At 40.5% G+C, this 17124-nt stretch carries 17 protein-coding genes; 16 read left to right on the top strand and 1 reads right to left on the bottom strand.

All coding sequences use genetic code 11. From position 1 onward, the window contains the following. The first annotated feature begins 154 nt into the window (after positions 1-154). The 3 genes from BLS59_RS20760 (at position 155) to BLS59_RS20750 (ending at position 4851) form a co-directional block, all read left to right on the top strand. A complete protein-coding gene (locus tag BLS59_RS20760) occupies positions 155-595 on the top strand; it encodes a hypothetical protein (protein ID WP_091152172.1) in 441 nt (146 codons plus the stop codon). 51 nt (positions 596-646) lie between these two features. Continuing rightward, positions 647-2716, top strand: coding sequence for a hypothetical protein (locus BLS59_RS20755; protein ID WP_091152170.1), 2070 nt, complete (start codon positions 647-649; stop codon positions 2714-2716). Positions 2717-2814: 98 nt separating this feature from the next. After that, positions 2815-4851: a hypothetical protein gene (locus BLS59_RS20750; protein ID WP_091152168.1), complete on the top strand. Its 2037-nt coding sequence runs from the start codon at positions 2815-2817 to the stop codon at positions 4849-4851. Here BLS59_RS20750 and BLS59_RS31690 read toward each other — a convergent pair. Continuing rightward, positions 4848-5024 (bottom strand): hypothetical protein, encoded by a 177-nt coding sequence (locus BLS59_RS31690; protein ID WP_162842711.1) that lies wholly within the window; start codon positions 5022-5024, stop codon positions 4848-4850. The genes BLS59_RS20750 and BLS59_RS31690 overlap by 4 nt on opposite strands. 193 nt (positions 5025-5217) lie before the next feature. Between BLS59_RS31690 and BLS59_RS20745 the strand changes: the two genes are divergently transcribed. The 13 genes from BLS59_RS20745 to BLS59_RS20695 all read left to right on the top strand — a co-directional run bounded on the left by BLS59_RS20745 (position 5218) and on the right by BLS59_RS20695 (position 17112). Continuing rightward, on the top strand, positions 5218-5751 hold the full coding sequence (locus tag BLS59_RS20745) for a hypothetical protein (RefSeq protein ID WP_091152166.1): 534 nt from the start codon (positions 5218-5220) through the stop codon (positions 5749-5751). Between the two features lie 72 nt (positions 5752-5823). After that, positions 5824-5946: a hypothetical protein gene (locus BLS59_RS32540; protein ID WP_262492965.1), complete on the top strand. Its 123-nt coding sequence runs from the start codon at positions 5824-5826 to the stop codon at positions 5944-5946. Positions 5947-6395: 449 nt separating this feature from the next. Beyond that, complete coding sequence (locus BLS59_RS20740; RefSeq protein ID WP_091152164.1) at positions 6396-7130, top strand: hypothetical protein; 735 nt, start codon at positions 6396-6398, stop codon at positions 7128-7130. A gap of 88 nt (positions 7131-7218) precedes the next feature. Further along, complete coding sequence (locus tag BLS59_RS20735) at positions 7219-7848, top strand: hypothetical protein (protein ID WP_143014196.1); 630 nt, start codon at positions 7219-7221, stop codon at positions 7846-7848. Positions 7849-7905: 57 nt separating this feature from the next. Beyond that, positions 7906-8031, top strand: coding sequence for a hypothetical protein (locus BLS59_RS32535; RefSeq protein ID WP_262492964.1), 126 nt, complete (start codon positions 7906-7908; stop codon positions 8029-8031). A gap of 91 nt (positions 8032-8122) precedes the next feature. Beyond that, positions 8123-8683: a hypothetical protein gene (locus BLS59_RS20730; protein WP_091152160.1), complete on the top strand. Its 561-nt coding sequence runs from the start codon at positions 8123-8125 to the stop codon at positions 8681-8683. 75 nt (positions 8684-8758) lie between these two features. Then, complete coding sequence (locus tag BLS59_RS20725; RefSeq protein ID WP_091152158.1) at positions 8759-11146, top strand: hypothetical protein; 2388 nt, start codon at positions 8759-8761, stop codon at positions 11144-11146. 147 nt (positions 11147-11293) lie between these two features. Continuing rightward, positions 11294-11524, top strand: coding sequence for a hypothetical protein (locus tag BLS59_RS20720; protein WP_091152156.1), 231 nt, complete (start codon positions 11294-11296; stop codon positions 11522-11524). A gap of 688 nt (positions 11525-12212) precedes the next feature. Then, positions 12213-13406 carry a head maturation protease, ClpP-related gene (locus BLS59_RS20715; protein ID WP_091152154.1) on the top strand — a complete coding sequence of 398 codons (1194 nt, stop codon included), beginning with the start codon at positions 12213-12215 and terminating at the stop codon, positions 13404-13406. 136 nt (positions 13407-13542) lie between these two features. Continuing rightward, positions 13543-14754, top strand: a complete 1212-nt coding sequence (locus tag BLS59_RS20710; RefSeq protein WP_091152153.1) for a hypothetical protein — start codon at positions 13543-13545, stop codon at positions 14752-14754. 129 nt (positions 14755-14883) lie between these two features. Then, positions 14884-15483, top strand: a complete 600-nt coding sequence (locus BLS59_RS20705) for a hypothetical protein (RefSeq protein ID WP_091152151.1) — start codon at positions 14884-14886, stop codon at positions 15481-15483. Between the two features lie 67 nt (positions 15484-15550). Then, on the top strand, positions 15551-15796 hold the full coding sequence (locus BLS59_RS20700; RefSeq protein ID WP_091152149.1) for a hypothetical protein: 246 nt from the start codon (positions 15551-15553) through the stop codon (positions 15794-15796). 32 nt (positions 15797-15828) lie between these two features. Beyond that, positions 15829-17112 (top strand): hypothetical protein, encoded by a 1284-nt coding sequence (locus BLS59_RS20695; RefSeq protein ID WP_091152148.1) that lies wholly within the window; start codon positions 15829-15831, stop codon positions 17110-17112. Positions 17113-17124 lie beyond the last annotated feature (12 nt).

The following is a 17124-nucleotide window of genomic DNA, read 5'->3' as shown; positions in this document are numbered from 1 at the left end:
AGGTTACTAAGAGCGAGGTGCGAAGAGCGGCGCGCCAGGAACAGGGAGCAGATACGTTAATTACCCAAATCCCGCTCCCCGCTCCTCATACCCCACTCCTCGCACCATTAATCAATAATTCAATAACTATATAATTCAATAATTAATTAACAACATGCGTAACCAAATAGAAGCCATTGTGCAAACACTCACGGGTAGCCCGTCGTTTGTTTATGGTACCCAAACCGAGCTTAATACCCTGGCAGACGATGCCACTTTCCCGTGTGTATTTATGTACCCCCTGCAACCTATAGATCTATCGCCGCAGGTAAACGGATCTGTAGATAACACTTTTACCATTTACCTCGAATTTTTGTTTAAAACAGATTTTGGACAATATACCGCCGATAATGAAACCTACATAACCCAGGCCTTACAGCTGGCCAACCAGTTCATTGTAAAAGCATCAACATATCGCGAAGGCGAAGGCCGGTATTTCCGCATTAAAGCGGGCAACAAAGCCAAATGTGTACCTGTTTATAATAAGTTTGATGTTAATACCACTGGCATTGGCCTAACCATTACCCTGGCTACCATGTACTTTGATGTGTTTTAACATAGTGGCACTTAGGCAAGCATCCCATCATCAAAAACAAACTATTTTAATATGGCTATAATAGCAAACATCTCAATTACCAATGCATCAACAACAGATGATATACAGGTTTATGGCGACGTATATATTTCACTCACCAATGCAGCAGGCAACCCGGTAAACGGCAATTTTGTTGAGGTTACTTATACCGAAAACATTAACGGAACCATTAGCAATAAGGCAGTAAACATCCCGGGCCAAAGCCTCAAAATTTTCAGTGGGCTACTTAGCAATGAAACCAGTGGCTACTTTGTATCGTTCACAACCCCAAAGGTTGCTACCGTGCCGGCTACGCCCCCACCTACTCATGCCTGCGATATGGTGATAAATTTCATCAATATTGATAAGCAGGAATCGGTAGCCGGGGCAGCCGACGCGCAAGTTACCGTACATGCCACATCAAGCTACGGACCAATCATGTACAGTAAAGACCTGGGCAGTACCTGGCAGCTATCGCCAGTGTTTAGCGGCTTAAGCTATGGACTGGTGCAAATCATGGCTAAGGATTCAAACCCTTTAGGCTGTACCGATCAGCTTTCGGTAAACATAAATACCCTTTCGGGGCTACTGGTAGATGATCCATCGGTAACGCTAACAGGGGGCAATGTTTCCCGCTGGAGCGCGGCTTTTAATCCCATTGTTTTCATTTACCAGCGTAAGGATTTTGCGGTACATGATGTAACCCAGGCTGCTGGTAATGGCTTTGCACAAGTGGCGGTTAACACAGCATTTATTAATCTTACCAACTCGGTGCCTAAAGTTTTTATTGGCGATACCGTATACATCAATGCCGGCCCTTATAAAGGGGTTTATACCATTGTGGGGATAAGTATTTTCAGCATAGTAATAAACACCGCATTTGCGGGTAATGCAACAGGTTTTATCAACATCAACAGGCTGCGACCTTATCATAAGGTTATTACAAAACTAACTTATATGGATAAGTTAACCGGCAGGCAAAACACCATAACCTCAACCAATCGACCTAATAACGAGGGCATTGTAAGGGCAGATCTATCCAACTTTTTGCAAAGCCTGCTGCGCCCTGCTGATGACAGCAGTTATACCCAAACAAATTTCAGGGATGATAACCTGAGCGCCAGCTATCAGCTGCAATATATTGAGCGGTACGATGGTGACAACTTAGATGAGAACAACCTTATTTACACCACCATTGCCAACCCTTATTATGTGGTTTACGCGGCTCGGCAGCTTGGCCAGCAATATGGCGGTAACCTGGCAGCGTATGTACCCTTTGCCCATGTTACCGATCCTACTCAACTGGCCCGCTGGGTAACCGACTTTAACGAACCTGCTTATTCCATTGGCTACCCATTTGATATCAGTTTTATTTATAGTGAGGAAATGGTTGGCTTACAATTGTATTGCGAGTTAACGCTGTTGGATATTAACCGCAATCCGCTGGGCGGGCCGCAGGCAAGCTACCTGCTTAATGACGATGGCTCGTGGCTGCTTAACCAGGATGGCGGTAAATTCATAATTGCCAATCAAACGCAGGTAAATACTCCAGTGCCCGCGCAGCTGGGTTTAAACCGTTTAATGATTAACGGCAACTTCCCGCGCGAGGCGTATTACTTTACTATTGCCTTAAAGTATGACGATGAACATACATCACATACCGTAACCCAAACGCAAACTGTACGCATTGATGACGCGGTTGACGACAATTCGGTTTACCTGCGTTGGATTGGCCTAAGCGGATCGTGGAATTACTATCGTTTTGTTTACAACCAGGAAGTTAGCCTCGATGTACAAAATGCAACCATCATTAAAAACTTTGTAAGTGATTGGGAAAATCAGCAAGGCATTGAAGAAGTAATAAGCAAAACCGCCGGGCAAAAAATGAAGGTAATGGCCGAGGATTTGAAGGTTACGGATATCAAGGGACTGCAATCCATAAAATACTCGCCCAAGGTGCAAATGCTGGTGAACAAAAACCCGGTAAAATGGCAAACCATTGTAATAAACACAGCCACTTATAGCGAGTACGAAACACACAACGGCCAGGCGCCTTTCAGCCTTACGTTCAATATGCCATCAATTAACATACAAACGCAGTAAGGATTTGGGATTTCGAATGTTCGTTTTGGGATTGTTTTATCTAAAAATTCAATCCAAATGAACTAATGAACCATTGAACTAATGAACCAAAACTAAAAATGGACCAGATACAATTATACCTTAACTACCAACTGGTTGACCTTATGGACGATAGTCCTATAGCCCTCACCTTTCAGATCAACAACCTTGCCGAAGTAAAAAACCAGCAGGGAAATACCAGCAATCAGTTTAAGCTACCTCTTACGCAGCGCAACCGGCAAATACTGGGTTTCCCGGATGATGTTGCCTTTACAACGCTGCTGCCTTATGATAATTACGACGCCCGCATTATACAGGATGGCCTGGAGATAGTTCCTTACGGCATAGCCCAGCTAAATCTTATTGAGCAGGACACCGCCAGTATAACTGTACTAAGCGGTAACGTTGATTTTTTTGATTCGCTGGATGTGAAGATCTATGATATGGGCGATAGCACAACCACGGTTGGTCAGTTAAACGCCTTTGGCCCTTATGAGCATACCTGGAACCTGCAAACAGTTGCCTTATCGCAAATCAAAACTGAAGGCTATATATGGCCAGTGGTTGATTATGGCAAAATAGCAATCGATTTTAAAAATTCACCTCAAATTGATGTGCGTTACCTACGACCTGGCTTCTTTTTAAAAACAGCCATAAACCTGTTTGCTCAAACCACCGGTTATAAAATAAATCCCCAGTCTTTTTTGCTGCAACAACCGATGTATGATAAACTGATAGTGCAGTTTGCAAACGACAATTTTGAACACGGTGGCGATACGCAAAACAAGCCTGATGAATATGGACTTACCGCGCTGGTAAATGGAACACAAACCATACGCCACTTAAAAACCAGCGACGGCATAGGCACCGTGGCATTCAGCAATATTGTAGCCGATGGTAAAAAACAATTTGATGGTACAACCTTTACTTCAAAGATAATTACCACGGCCAATATAATAGTAACCATTCCACGCGCCAGGCTGGACGGGCGGGTTACTGGCTATCCGGCAAGTGTAAGTATCACCCTTAACAAAGGAGGAACGGCAGGTATTGAAGAGCTTACCACTATTAATTATGATTTTTCGGAGTGGAACCCCAATAACCGCACCAAGGGAAGCGGAGGTAATATTTACGGCTGGCAAACCTTTGGAGCCAAAAGTTTATCAATAGATACTGATTTGGCAATAAACGACAGGATATATATCAGCTATCACTTTTCGGGTAATACGCAATCAAGTATTGAATTTTATGCCGATGCCTCCATGGTAATAAAATCAGTAAATACCAACGTGCTGTATAAGCAGCAGGTACAATGCGAGCGTATTTTCCCCGATATTACCCAGAAGGATCTGCTTAAAGATACACTGCAGCATTTCGGTATTATCTGCCAAACTGATAATACCAACCGTACGGTTACATTTTCGTCATTCAGGGAAATTGTTGGCAATATCCCCGTTGCTGTAAACTGGACAAGCAAATGTATTGACCAGGGTAAAACAGTTTCATTTCAGTTGGGCAATTACGCGCAGGTAAACACCATGACCTATAAAGATGATGATAGCATCCTCCCAAAAAACCTTGGCAATGCGCAAATAAACGTAAAAGACAAAACACTGCCGCTATCAACCGCCCTGTTCGAAAGCCAGTTTGCTCCCACCCTTAACCGGCCTTATATTGGCGATTCGATAGCGCAGATACTTAAGGTTGATACCTCGCAGGATACTGATGCTATTGATTTTAGCATAAGTACCCAACCCCGGTTGTTGATAGACCAAAAGCTCAATCTGCAGGGTTCGGCTGCCATCGCCTTTACCGATGGAGATAACCAGGTTATGGTTAACGATACCATATCCGTACCCTATTTTTACAAACCTGGCGGTGAATACAGCTTACTATGGGAAGACCTGCGGATAGCCTATTACCCCGAACTCGAGAAGATACTCAGCCAAACCAAAAAGGTGGTGCGCTACCTGCTGCTCACCCCGCGCGATATCCTCGACCTCGACCTGCTGATCCCTGTTTACCTGGAGCAGGACAGCTGCTACTATTACATTAACAAAATAGATAGCTGGCGCAAAGGACAACCCGTAAAGGTAGAACTGGTGAAACTTGGTTAAGAGAACATGCCGTGTGTTATCTCCTGTACTGAATCATCTGCATAAAACAAAATAGTAAACGAACCCGGAACTTGGGTAATAACCAATATATCCTCGCGCTTTATGTGGTTTTCATTTATAAAGCGTGAAAGGCGTTCATGGGTGCTAAAGTAGTCTGATTTTAAGATGATCATATTGCTGGCGTTTTTTCAATATGATTATAAAGTGGATATTTTGTTACAGGGTTAGGATAAGATAATAGGCCGCCCGCCAGCGCGTTTGTGCCGCTTGTGCTTAACCAGGCGCAACTCAATTATGTAATTATTTTAATTTGCATTTCATTACTGAATTTATTATTTTTACCAATAAAATTAGCAAACCTAAATAATGTCAAATAAAATTTCAACTAAGAAGTCAGGTTTTCAAAAATATAGATGGTTATTAATTGGAACAGTATCTATTATTATAATAGCGGGGCTGGTTTTAGCTAATAAATCCTTTTTACAGCTCTATTATTTAAATGCAAAAAACAATCATTATAAACTCCAGGATAGAATCTTTGCTAAAAAATACGTGATTGATGAACATTCTTATATTTTAAATCTTTACAGAAAAATACGACCCATAGATAAAAATTCATCTGGTAAACCTTACATGATAGAATGTGCATGGGCTATAAGTGTTGACAGTTTAAAGAAATATAAAACAACGTGTATAGGCACCTATACAGGATATAAGATTTATGACGTAAAAGCTGGTGATAATTTTCATCCGATGATATTTTTCTCTTTAGTTATCAATAAAAAAGCTTTAGTTAAACAAACAGGAACTAATCTTTACGATCTGCCATCAGGTTATACTTATGAGGATGGACCTTTTTACGTACTTGCAATCCAAACTAGTAACAAAGACGCTTTTTAAGTTTAAATAATTCATTTCTCAAACTTAAAAATATTTTATATTATGCCAATTGGCACTTAAAACATAATTATTATGGCAAATCAAAACACCGTCGGAATCACCGACGACGACATTAAAAAAGCAAAGGAGTATAAAGATGCTATGAATGCCTTAAAAACTTCTATAATTGGCGTTAACAGTAAACTACAGCGTTAAAAACTATTATTCTTCTCCATAATACCATAAAACGATCCAATATTCGGTCTGCGTAATTACTACTATATCGTCCTTTGTAAGTCTGAGATTATTTGCAAACGATGTTAGTTTGTCCAAATCCTTAAACGCTTTCGATTTTAATATTTTCATACCAATTAATTATTTACTAAACCTATAAAAATGGCAGATGATAACAAAATATCCATTGATGTGACAATCACTGGCGAGCAAGAAAGTACGGCATTAGCTACACAAATTATCCAAGAATTAGTTAATTATTCTTCTCCATAATACCACAAAACAACGCAGTATACTGTCTGCGTAATTACCACTATATCATCCTTTGCAAGTTTGAGTTTATTTGCAAACGAGGTTAGTTTGTCCAAATCCCTAAATGTCTCCGATTTTAATATTTTCATAACAATTAATTATTCAATAAACCTATAAAAATGGCAGATGATAACAAAATTTCCATTGATGTTACTGTAAGTGGCAATGGACAAAAACAAATAGATACCTACACCAAAGCGTTTGACAGTTTACGCAAATCTGTAAACGGGCTCTCACAACCATTTAATTCATTCTCAAATAATCTAAATACCTTAGATCGTAATTTATCAAAATATACCGAATCATTATCTAAACTTAACGATCAACACAAAGAAGTAGCATCTGATAGTGATAAGATGTATGATAATGTTACCAATGCGTCGTCCTCATTTGTCTTGTGGAATGAAGTAGTTATACTATTTACCAATACAATGAGAACTTGGGGAGTTGCCCTTTCCGGAGGGTTAGGTATTATTACAGCTTTTCTTCCCGAAATTATAAACTTTGCAACCGCCTTATTTAAGGGAAATGACGCTTTAGTGGCTGTAACAAAAAACTTTAAAAATCTCAATGATATAATGAGATCATCAAACAAAGATGTCGCATCCGAGTCTACCCGGCTTAAAATTCTTTATAAATCGGCAACAGACTTAAATAATGCTACTGCTGATAGACTTTTAAGCGTGAAAGAACTTAAGAAAGAATTTCCAAGTCATTTTGCAGGCTTGAAAGATGAAATCATAATGAATGGTAATGCCAAAAGTAGTTATGATGACCTTACCAAATCAATATCTGAGAATGCAAGAGCAAGAGCCGTTGAAATTAAAATAGAGCAATTAGCCGAGTTTGCTTAACCAACAAAGCAACTATGTAATTATTTTTATTTGCATTTCAATATTGAATTTATTATTTTTACCAATAAAATTAGCAAACCTAAGCAATATGGCAGATTTTAACGAAATAAGAGATTACGCAGAAGAACGCGGAACATACAATTTTTTAAGCCGTTTTCTCAGAAGTGGAAACGTAATGAACAAACTGTTTTGGACGGCACTTGCTGCTGTTATTGGTATCGGGTTGTTTATCTTTATTATTCATGGCGCCTTAAATCAGGATTCAAAATTAACTTGGAACAAAGTAAAACCAGGAGATAGATTATATGCTTATGATGGCTTTTTCAAAGACACTATCCTCACAGAATTCACGCCGTTTAGATTATTGAAACCTATAGCGGCATCGGATATAGATACAATGAAGATACAGGAATGGGAAAAAGTAAAACTCAAAGCACAACTTGATACTTCCTTAAAACCACAACTTGTAACTGCCGAAATAACATATAAAGTTGATAGCCTTTTCAAGTCAAAATCAAGTTTTGTGGGTATATATGTAGGAAAGGATAGTATTCATGAATCTGGATTTATAGATCATTGGTATATATTTAAACCAGCGTTTAAAAAACCATCCCATTATTTATTAGACATTCCCAAAGGCTATATTTTATCAAATGATAATTACTATATGGATGCAAGTGACGCAAGATTAGAAGAAGCCCCGCAGTTTAAAAAATAAAGCAAATGCTTTATTTCTAATAAATTATGCCAAATGTCATATTAAACATAAAAAACAATGCCAAATGAAATTAACAAACAAATTTTATCGGATGTAAATACCGGTACCGATCAGCTTAAAAACCAAGCGATTGAAATGAGCAAATCGCTCGATATCCCGCTGGTCTATTCGTGCCGCGTGTAATAACTAATCGCAACCCACCTGTGTAATTATTTTAATTTGCATTTCAATATTGAATTTATTATTTTTACCAATAAAATTAGCAACCTAAAAAATGTCAGCATCGACTATAAACAATAATAAACCCAAACGTAAAAGATGGATCATAATTAGTATTATTATCCTTTTATTTAGTATTGGTTATTTTGGAAGATATTACTTTATAGCTGCTTATATGACATTTATACCTGTTCATTTAGATAAGGGAGACAAACTTTATGCCGCAGATGATTGCATAAGCCATGATCTTGACATAAATATTTATAAGATAATAAGACCAATGACCCTTGCTGAAATTGAGCGTTTAAATATTGATTCTTCGAAAAAGTCTGATCTGATGAAAAAATTCAATCCATCTGCTCCTTTAAAGATTATTAATACAGGGGATGCTATAATAATTAAACGGTTACTAAAATACAAAACTGCCTATATAGGTGATTATGTTAAAAGAATGTCGATAAAAGGTGAACCATATTTTTATGCTATTAAACCTGTTGTGCAAATGATAGATAAGGTAATCAATCCTGATAAGATCCCCAATAATTACGTAATTACTGATAGCTGTTATTATATACATACATACAATACGACAAAAGCCCAAACATCAATATTCTAATTTTGAATCAAAATTAGAATCTCAAAAAAACTTCACAATTATGCCATTTGGCATTAAAAACATAACTGAATAAAGATGGCAAATCAAAACAACACCGGAATCACCGACGACGACATTAACAAAGCAAAGGAATACAAAGATGCTATGGACGCCTTAAAAACTTCAATAGTAGGCGTTAACAGTAAGCTCCCCGAATTTTCTGATGGTTTAGAAGCAGGGCTTAAAGCAATTGGTGAGAAACTACCCGAGGTGGTAGAAGCTATGACCAAATTAAATGCCCAAAATAAAGAACTTGCGGCATCCGGTCAAAAACCAGTAAGTGTGTTATCCCAGTTAGCATCATCCATGTTTTCCTGGAACTCGATAATATCAGTAGGTATTACCTTACTTACCACTTATAGCGGGGCTATAATCAATTGGGTAAGTGAATTAATTAAAGGCGAAACAAGACTATCCGCATTCGGTAAAGCGATGAAAGATAACGCTATTATTGCTGACGCTATGATCCAAACCAGATTAAGAGGCGCGCAATCTGCACAAGGCGAACTAACTGCCTTAAATAGTTTATATAGGGCTACGCAGGATCATAATGTAAAGCTGACCGACCGAATAAAAATAATCGATGAACTGAAAGATCAATGGCCCAATACTTTTAAGGCCCTTAAAGATGAAACTATATTAACTGGTAAAGCGTCTAATGAGTATAAGAATTTAAAGGAACAAATACTGGCTGCAGCCTATGCCGAAGCCTATAAAAACAAAATTACTTCAAATGCAAGCAGAGCTTTAGAAAATGAGCAAAAAATAGCAAAAGAAAGGGCTAATAATTTAAAGATATTAGCTCAGCAAAAAAAGACAAATGATGAAATAGATGCGTTGTCTCCAAAATCTTATGATTCAGCGGCAACACAATTTAGTAAAAATTTTTTATTGGCTCACGGAGTCAAAGAGCCTTACACTAACGAGTGGGAGAAGCAAAAAAAGTTACTTGCTGAAAGCGATAAAGTAATTTATGATTTACATTCTGATACCAAGTTGCTAAATACAGAGAACGACAAACTTGCCGATTCTGTAGAAAAGTTAACCGTAAAATATGGAGCCAGCGTCCTTGCCAAAGGTGATTCAGCTAAAAAACTGGAGCAGAGTTTCAAACAATCTACTCCAGAACAAACCAACTCACTTGCTGCTGCCGAAAAAGCATACCACGATTTTCAACTAAAACAAATACAAGACACGGCTAACGGATTGGCTAAAAAAATAGAATCGCAAAAAAACAGTTATACCGAGGAACAAGCTACACTAAAACGTTTGTATGATAACAAACTCCTGAGTCAGGAAGATTACAGTAAGGAAAGCCAGCAGCTGGAAGAAAAATATCATATAGGCCTTGGCGAAATTGTTAAGCGAATGGATGCCGATGAACTGGCCAAAGTACAGCAGCAACAAAAAGACCTTGTTGATGCCCAGCAACAAAAAGATGTTATTGATAAAGACCAGCATAACGTTGATAAAGCCCTACCCTGGAATAAACTGGAGGCCGAAAAGCAGCTGATAACGGATAAATACAATTTCGAAATTCAAAAGGCCGCCGAGGCTGGCAAAGACACCGCCGAGATCAGACTACAATATGAACAGGCAATTACCGATGCCACAAAAAAGAACGAGCAGGACCGTAAGGACTTCGCCGTAAAAGCTGCCCAGCAAATTTCGGATAAGGCATTCTCCATCATCGGTAATAACATAAAATCATCAAGCGATGCCAAAATACGGGGACTGGAGCAGGATAAGGCTGCTGAACTAAGCAATAAGAGTTTAACTGCTACCCAGCGCAAGGCCATTGAAGCCAAATACCAAAAACAGGAAGCCGCCGAAAAGGTAAAGGCCTTTAAGGCCGAACAAAAGGCTTCGATATTGCAGGCCGTGGTTAACGGTGCGCTGGCCATTACCAAAGCCACTTCGCAGGCGGGTGTATTGGCACCGCTTGTTATTCCGGGTATTATTGCTTCTACCGCCATACAGGTGGCCACTATTGCGGCTCAAAAAGCTCCTCAGTATGCCAAGGGCGGCTTGCATTACCAGTCGGACGGGCGGGGCGCGCTGCTGCCTGGTTACAGCCGTACCGATAATACCAATGCCTACCTGCGTTCGGGCGAGGCGGTGGTGGTGTCAGAAGCCATGCGCAATCCTTGGGCACGCAACCTGGTGAGCGCCATAAACGTAGCACACGGCGGGCGTGATTTTTCGGCTCCAAATACCGGCAGCGGCTATGCCATAGGCGGTATATTTACCGATGGCGGCAACGCCAACCGTTACTACAACCAACCGGTTAATGATGTAAAAGACCTGGCCAATACGCTGGCCTACCAGTTGATCAACAACTTCCCCCCTATTTATGTAGACGTGAAGGACGTTAACAACCAACAAAACATACTGGCTCAAACGGTTAACAGGGTGAATCTTTAATTCAAAAGGCAAAATTAAAAAGTCAAAATAACTGAGTACACGGATGCACTTATGCCAATATGCATTTCAAACATACCTTTTGCCTTTTGCCTTTTGCCTTTTGCCTTTTGACTTTTGACTTTTGACTTTTGACTTTTGACTTTGAAAATGGATATTAAAATAGCAAACACCCTGTTTGATGATGGCGTATTTTCGGCCATGTACAAGGCAGGCTTCATCACCACCAAAATATTTACCTACCGCGAAATTTACCTTTGGATAAACGCCCAAATGCAGATTCGCCACATCACCAAAAACCAGGCTGTACTGGAGGCCGAAGTAAAGTTCGGTAAAGACGAACGCACCATCTGGCGTGCGTTGAATTGCTTTACGGCTTAGGTGGTTCGGGTGGTTATTGTCTGAACCACGATTAAACAGATTAAGGAATTCGCAGGATTAAAACATTTGCAAATCAAAATCTAAAAATCTGATGAATCCTAAAAATCCCAGTTCAGACAAAATACAGCGCACTGACAAACTACTGTCACCGTCAAACAAAATAATAGTGCCGATATTTGTTATGTCGATCAATTAGTCTGAACCACGATTAAGAAGATTGAGGGATTACAGTATTAAATACTTGCCAATCAAAATCCTAAAAATCTGATGAATCTCAAAAATCCCGGTTCAGACAAAATTCAAACCCACTGACAAACTACTGTCACCATCAAACAAAATAATACTACTGATATTTGTTATGTCAATCAATTAGTCTGAACCACGATTAAACTGATTAAGGGATTTAATGGATTAAAATACTTGCCAATCAAAATCCTAAAAATCTGACGAATCTCAAAAATCCCGGTTCAGACAAAATTCACCCACTAACAAACCACTGTCACCATTAAACAAAACAATAATATCGATCTTTGAATTATGCCAATCGGCATCACAAACATCAATCAGAATTAAAGGATTTTAGAATTTATAGAATTCATTTCCCAATTCTGAGAATCCAAAAATTCTGAACATCTGCTTCAGACGAAAATCTCAATACTCATATCTAACATCTCATATCTAAACACCAATGAGCTACAAAATTTATTTATACGATACCGAAACCGACTGTATAGGTTCGGGCAGCTTATCATCAGCCTACATACAAACCCAGCTGGAGGCAGCTGCCGGCGGCGACGTTGAGGTCCACATTAGTTCGGTAGGTGGCAGCGCCTTTGATGCCATAGCCATTTATGATCTTTTGAAAAAATATCCCGGCAGGGTAACTACATATATAGATGCGCTGGCCGCTTCGGCAGCTTCGGTTGTGGCAATGGGCGGCCAGCAGGTGGTGATGAGCAAGTACGCTCTGCTTATGATCCATAAACCTATGGTAGGCAGCGGCGGCAATGCCGATGAACTTTTAAAAGATGTGCAGATGTTGAATGTAGTACAATCGCGCTTGGCGCAAATCTACATGGACAAATCCGGGTTAGACGGCGTAACAGTAAACAGTTTAATAAACTCCGTCACCTGGATGACTGCCGATCAGGCGCTCGACCTTGGTTTTATAGACCGCATTGAAGATTATGCCGATACAACCATCACCAACAGCGCACTCATTCAAAAATACACCAGCACCGCGCCAGCGGTTTACCAGCGATGCATTAACAAAATCTTAAACAATAAAAACAACATGAACATCGAAAACAAGGAACTTATCGAGAAAACCACGTCGGTTTTGGATAAGATTATGAACTTCTTTAAAAAAGTGGTGAACAAACAAACCATTACCGACAAAGGCACCCTGCATCACGCCGGCGACATGGATACCGGCACCGAGGTGTATGAGGATGAAGACATGACCACCCCCGCCCCTACCGACACCTACACCACCGCCGAGGGAAAAAAGATTGCCGTGCAAAAAGGCCAGGTAAAGCAAGTTACCCCAGCCCAAACAGATGCCGAAGATGATGACGACGATGACGTACCAACAGATAAATTTAGCACATCAAAAAAAGCAACTGAAATCCAAAACCGCCTGCAACAGTTAAAAGCCAGGTTACATGCCCAAAACACCTTGCTAACCGAAGCACGTACAGCGCTGGAAGAAGCCGGCAGCCGCTTGCAAAAAACTCGTATCGAGGTTAAAAACGAAATAAAATCAACTTTTATTCCCGAAGGTTCAAAACGCAGCAACAAAGCAAAAACCGAAGCAAGTCCATTTTTTGCCCCTCAAAGCGAAATAGCTAAGAACGCAGTTAAACGGGCTGTAGGAAAATAAGAAGTTGGAAATCTGTTGCCTGAGGCCAGGTTCGCGGGTCGGGTAATATCATTCTTCTCAAAACAGCAATACCAAACAAAACAAAAATCAGAATAAACCGGCAACACGCCACACAAAACACAAACCAGAATAAAAAATGGCTCAATTTACATTCACAAACAACACCTATGCCGGCGAAGCGCTGGCGGGTTTTATGGCAAGCACGCTACTGGAAGCCGATTCGGTAAAGCGCGGTTTGCTAACCGTAATTAACGACGTAAAATCACGCAAGGTGATCCTTGATGTTGATGACGATGTTATACTCCAAAACCCATCGGGCATATTCGCTGACCAAGGTACTACTGCCCAGCAAACCGAAAGCTACCTTGACCCTGTAGTTTACGAGTTTATGAAACAGGAACAATGGGATAAACTGGCCCAATCATGGGAAGCCCAAGCTCTTAAACCCGGCGCATTCATGGACTATGAAGGTATTGTTGATCTATCCGACTTTATGGTTCAACGCTACCTAACCAAGATACAAATAGCCAACGAACGTTTGTACTGGCTTGGTAAAGGCGCCACCAAAGAGGCCGCATTTACAGCAGCCTTCCCGGGATTATTACCTTCCATCTCTGCAGCATCCGGCGTTTACAAAGTTGATCTTAGTAAACCGGCAACTTCAATGGCGGCTACCGCAATTGACGCAACTGGTATTGTAACCGTAACCGATACCAGCAAATTAGCCGATGGCGACGTAGTTACCATTACAGCAGTAACTGGTACAAGTAAGGATACTACCAATGGCGCATCTGGTGCACCAAACGTTCAAGGACAATCGTATTTCATCAAAATTGCCAGTTCAACAACCTTTAAACTGGTGCGCAACTACAACGAGGTTAACACCCGTAAACCAGCTACATTCAGCGGTACAGCTACAGCGGCTACAGCGAGCTTCATTAATGCCAGCAACGTTTTAAGCGTATTAGCCGGCATCTACGCCCAACTTGACCCTGCCGACCGCAGTCAGGCCGATTTTAACCTGCAGATCCCACTGCACGTTGGCTACGCCTACGCACAAGCCCAGGCAGACAAGGCTGTAAACGTATTAAATGCCTTTACCGATTCTAAAAAGATGGATTACCTGGGCTTACCCCTACAACTGATGAATCACTGGCAAGCCAACACCATTTTGGGCGCCAGATCATCAAATCTGTTCTTAGGTGTTGATTTACTTGGCGATGCATCAGAACTATCAACTGTTTACATGAAGCCCTACACCAACGATAACGTAGTACGTATGAAAGCCCGCATGAAAGCAGCCGTAAACTTCAAATTTGCCAACGAGTTATTTTATTTAAGCGCGTAGGTAGGTATCAAGTAGTTAGTAGCAAGACTATTTAACAGAAATGATCGCAAAATAGTTGATACCTGCTAATTAACTACTTGATACCCAAAATTCACTAATTCATCAAATCACTAATTCAATAAATAAACAATGTCAATTTACAATAAAATAAACGCTGGCTTTGAGCTGGGCACAGACGAACCTATTACATCGGGTATTGAAGATGTTATCTACATTTTTAACCAGGATGATATTACCTTAACTTATGATGTGGCCAATCCACTTATCATAACCGGTTTAACATCAGTTGGCACAGCCAAAATCTACAAGTTTGCAGGCACGAATAACAGTTTCAACACCAGTTCTAAACTGGCCAAAACCCAGGTTGGTCCGCGTTATACCGAAGAAATAGACTTTAACATAGCTGGTCTTTCTGTAGATATTAAAGCGCAGTTAATGGCGATGGGTTACGGTAGAGTACGCGCCATAGCGGTTAATAACTATAAATCAAGCGATTCGGCAGTTGAACTTTTTGGCGCTGTTAACGGATTGATCCTAACCGATGCCGAACGCAATGCGGCCGATGAAACCCTGGATGGTGGTTACAAACTAAAATTAACCAACCCGGATAAGCTGAAAGAGCCATATCCACCACGGGCTATATCTATAGCCCCGGAATCAGGTTCGGCAACGTATGCCAGTACTATCGCTGCCATTGAAGCACTTGTAGCATCGGGTATACACCAATAAGTCATTAGCAATTACAGGAAGACTAAGGATGTTTACCTTATTTCAATAAGGCACTACTGAAAAGCAAATGACCAAATCAATGTCCAAAAAATATATATTAAAACCCGGCAAGCATCAGTTCGCCCCGGGTTCACCGGCAGTGCACAGCAATGATAATTTAAGCGATGCTGAAGCACAATGGTACCTGGAGAAATATCCGCACATCGCGTCGCTGTTTACCAGCATGCCGAAAGACGAAAGAACTGAAAATACGAAAGTGAAAAGAAGTAAAGTATCAAAGTCGGCAGTTGCGGAAGTTTCAACAAATCATTAATTCTTTAACTCAATAATTCACCAATCAAACTAATGAAAACTTATCTACCGCAAATTGAGCGAAGAATATTGGTACGGCCCAACCAAACCTACGGGATACTCAACTACGATCTGGACAATGCCTACCCTCAGCGTATGCTGGAGCTTGTAGCCGGCTCCCCCACCGCCAAAGATTGCTGGAACAAACGAACCAAATTCATAGCAGGTAACGGCTTTGAAGCCAAGGACCTGGCGAAACAGGTTATCAACCCCAAAGGCCTTACAATGGCCAAATTACTAAAAGCCCTGGCAACAGATAAAGCTTTGTTCACCGGCTTTGGCATCCATGTAAATTATAATGCCAATTATAAAATAGCATCTGTTAACTACGTAAAATTTGAGGATATACGCATGGGCGATACCGACTGTACAGATACTGCCGACAAATACGCGCTATACTCAGATTGGGGGCGCAAAACCTGGAAAAATATCATGCGCAGCAAGATCACTTTTCTTGACCAATACAATCCAGACCCTGCAGTTATAGAAAAACAAGTTACCGACGCAGGTGGATGGGAGCATTATAAAGGACAGCTATTTTACTTTAATCCCGAGGTGGATGATTATCCTTTAATTGAAGCAGACTCCGTTTGGGAAGATTTTGAAACGGAAGCAGGTATTAAGGTTTTTAATAACCGCGAGGTAACAACCGGTTTTTTACCATCAACTATGCTTTTCATGCAGGCCCGCCGCGAAGAAGCGGATAATAGCCGCCCGGATGCTGATGAATATGCAGGTATTAATACGCCATCGCAACTGGAAAAAGATCTGGGCGCATTCCAGGGGGCAAAAAGTGCACAAAAAATAATAGTAATTGAATATGAAGATGAAAACACCAAACCCGAATTTAAAGCCTATCCTATCCAAAATAATGATAAGCTGTTTGAAACTACTGAGCGATCAGTTGAAGCGCGTATTATCAAAGGTTTTTCAGTCCCCAAAGAATTGATTAATGCCGAAAAATCATCAGGACTGAGTAATGGCAGTGAAAAAAAACAAGCCATACTTGAATTTAATGACAATACGGCGGGAGACAGACTTGAACTTTCCGAAACACTCGCTGAAATTTTTGGACATTTTTATGTAGATGTTAATCCGGATAAAAACTGGAACATTATTCCCGTACCTGCAATAGCTGCGGATGATAACGCTGGTATAAAAGCCGGCAATAGCATTAATGATCTGTTATCGTCCAATATACCATCTGTCAATAAAATCGCCGCATTGATCCATGCCTATGGCTTTAAACAGGCAGAAGCCGAAGCTATGTGCCCCTAACCTCCAATCGGG

The sequence above is a fragment of the Mucilaginibacter pineti genome (assembly GCF_900101875.1).
Lineage (GTDB): Bacteria > Bacteroidota > Bacteroidia > Sphingobacteriales > Sphingobacteriaceae > Mucilaginibacter > Mucilaginibacter pineti.
This window is presented reverse-complemented; position numbering and strand designations above follow the sequence as displayed.

Excerpts from the sequence above, each read along its gene's own strand:
- BLS59_RS20715 (WP_091152154.1), top strand. The coding sequence starts at position 12,213 with ATGAGCTACAAAATTTATTTATACGATACCGAAACCGACTGTATAGGT.
- BLS59_RS20750 (WP_091152168.1), top strand. The coding sequence starts at position 2,815 with ATGGACCAGATACAATTATACCTTAACTACCAACTGGTTGACCTTATG.
- BLS59_RS20700 (WP_091152149.1), top strand. The coding sequence starts at position 15,551 with ATGACCAAATCAATGTCCAAAAAATATATATTAAAACCCGGCAAGCAT.
- BLS59_RS20725 (WP_091152158.1), top strand. The coding sequence starts at position 8,759 with ATGGCAAATCAAAACAACACCGGAATCACCGACGACGACATTAACAAA.
- BLS59_RS20755 (WP_091152170.1), top strand. The coding sequence starts at position 647 with ATGGCTATAATAGCAAACATCTCAATTACCAATGCATCAACAACAGAT.
- BLS59_RS20710 (WP_091152153.1), top strand. The coding sequence starts at position 13,543 with ATGGCTCAATTTACATTCACAAACAACACCTATGCCGGCGAAGCGCTG.
- BLS59_RS20740 (WP_091152164.1), top strand. The coding sequence starts at position 6,396 with ATGGCAGATGATAACAAAATTTCCATTGATGTTACTGTAAGTGGCAAT.
- BLS59_RS31690 (WP_162842711.1), bottom strand. The coding sequence starts at position 5,024 with ATGATCATCTTAAAATCAGACTACTTTAGCACCCATGAACGCCTTTCA.
- BLS59_RS32540 (WP_262492965.1), top strand. The coding sequence starts at position 5,824 with ATGGCAAATCAAAACACCGTCGGAATCACCGACGACGACATTAAAAAA.
- BLS59_RS20730 (WP_091152160.1), top strand. The coding sequence starts at position 8,123 with ATGTCAGCATCGACTATAAACAATAATAAACCCAAACGTAAAAGATGG.
- BLS59_RS20735 (WP_143014196.1), top strand. The coding sequence starts at position 7,219 with ATGGCAGATTTTAACGAAATAAGAGATTACGCAGAAGAACGCGGAACA.
- BLS59_RS20705 (WP_091152151.1), top strand. The coding sequence starts at position 14,884 with ATGTCAATTTACAATAAAATAAACGCTGGCTTTGAGCTGGGCACAGAC.
- BLS59_RS20695 (WP_091152148.1), top strand. The coding sequence starts at position 15,829 with ATGAAAACTTATCTACCGCAAATTGAGCGAAGAATATTGGTACGGCCC.
- BLS59_RS32535 (WP_262492964.1), top strand. The coding sequence starts at position 7,906 with ATGCCAAATGAAATTAACAAACAAATTTTATCGGATGTAAATACCGGT.
- BLS59_RS20760 (WP_091152172.1), top strand. The coding sequence starts at position 155 with ATGCGTAACCAAATAGAAGCCATTGTGCAAACACTCACGGGTAGCCCG.
- BLS59_RS20745 (WP_091152166.1), top strand. The coding sequence starts at position 5,218 with ATGTCAAATAAAATTTCAACTAAGAAGTCAGGTTTTCAAAAATATAGA.
- BLS59_RS20720 (WP_091152156.1), top strand. The coding sequence starts at position 11,294 with ATGGATATTAAAATAGCAAACACCCTGTTTGATGATGGCGTATTTTCG.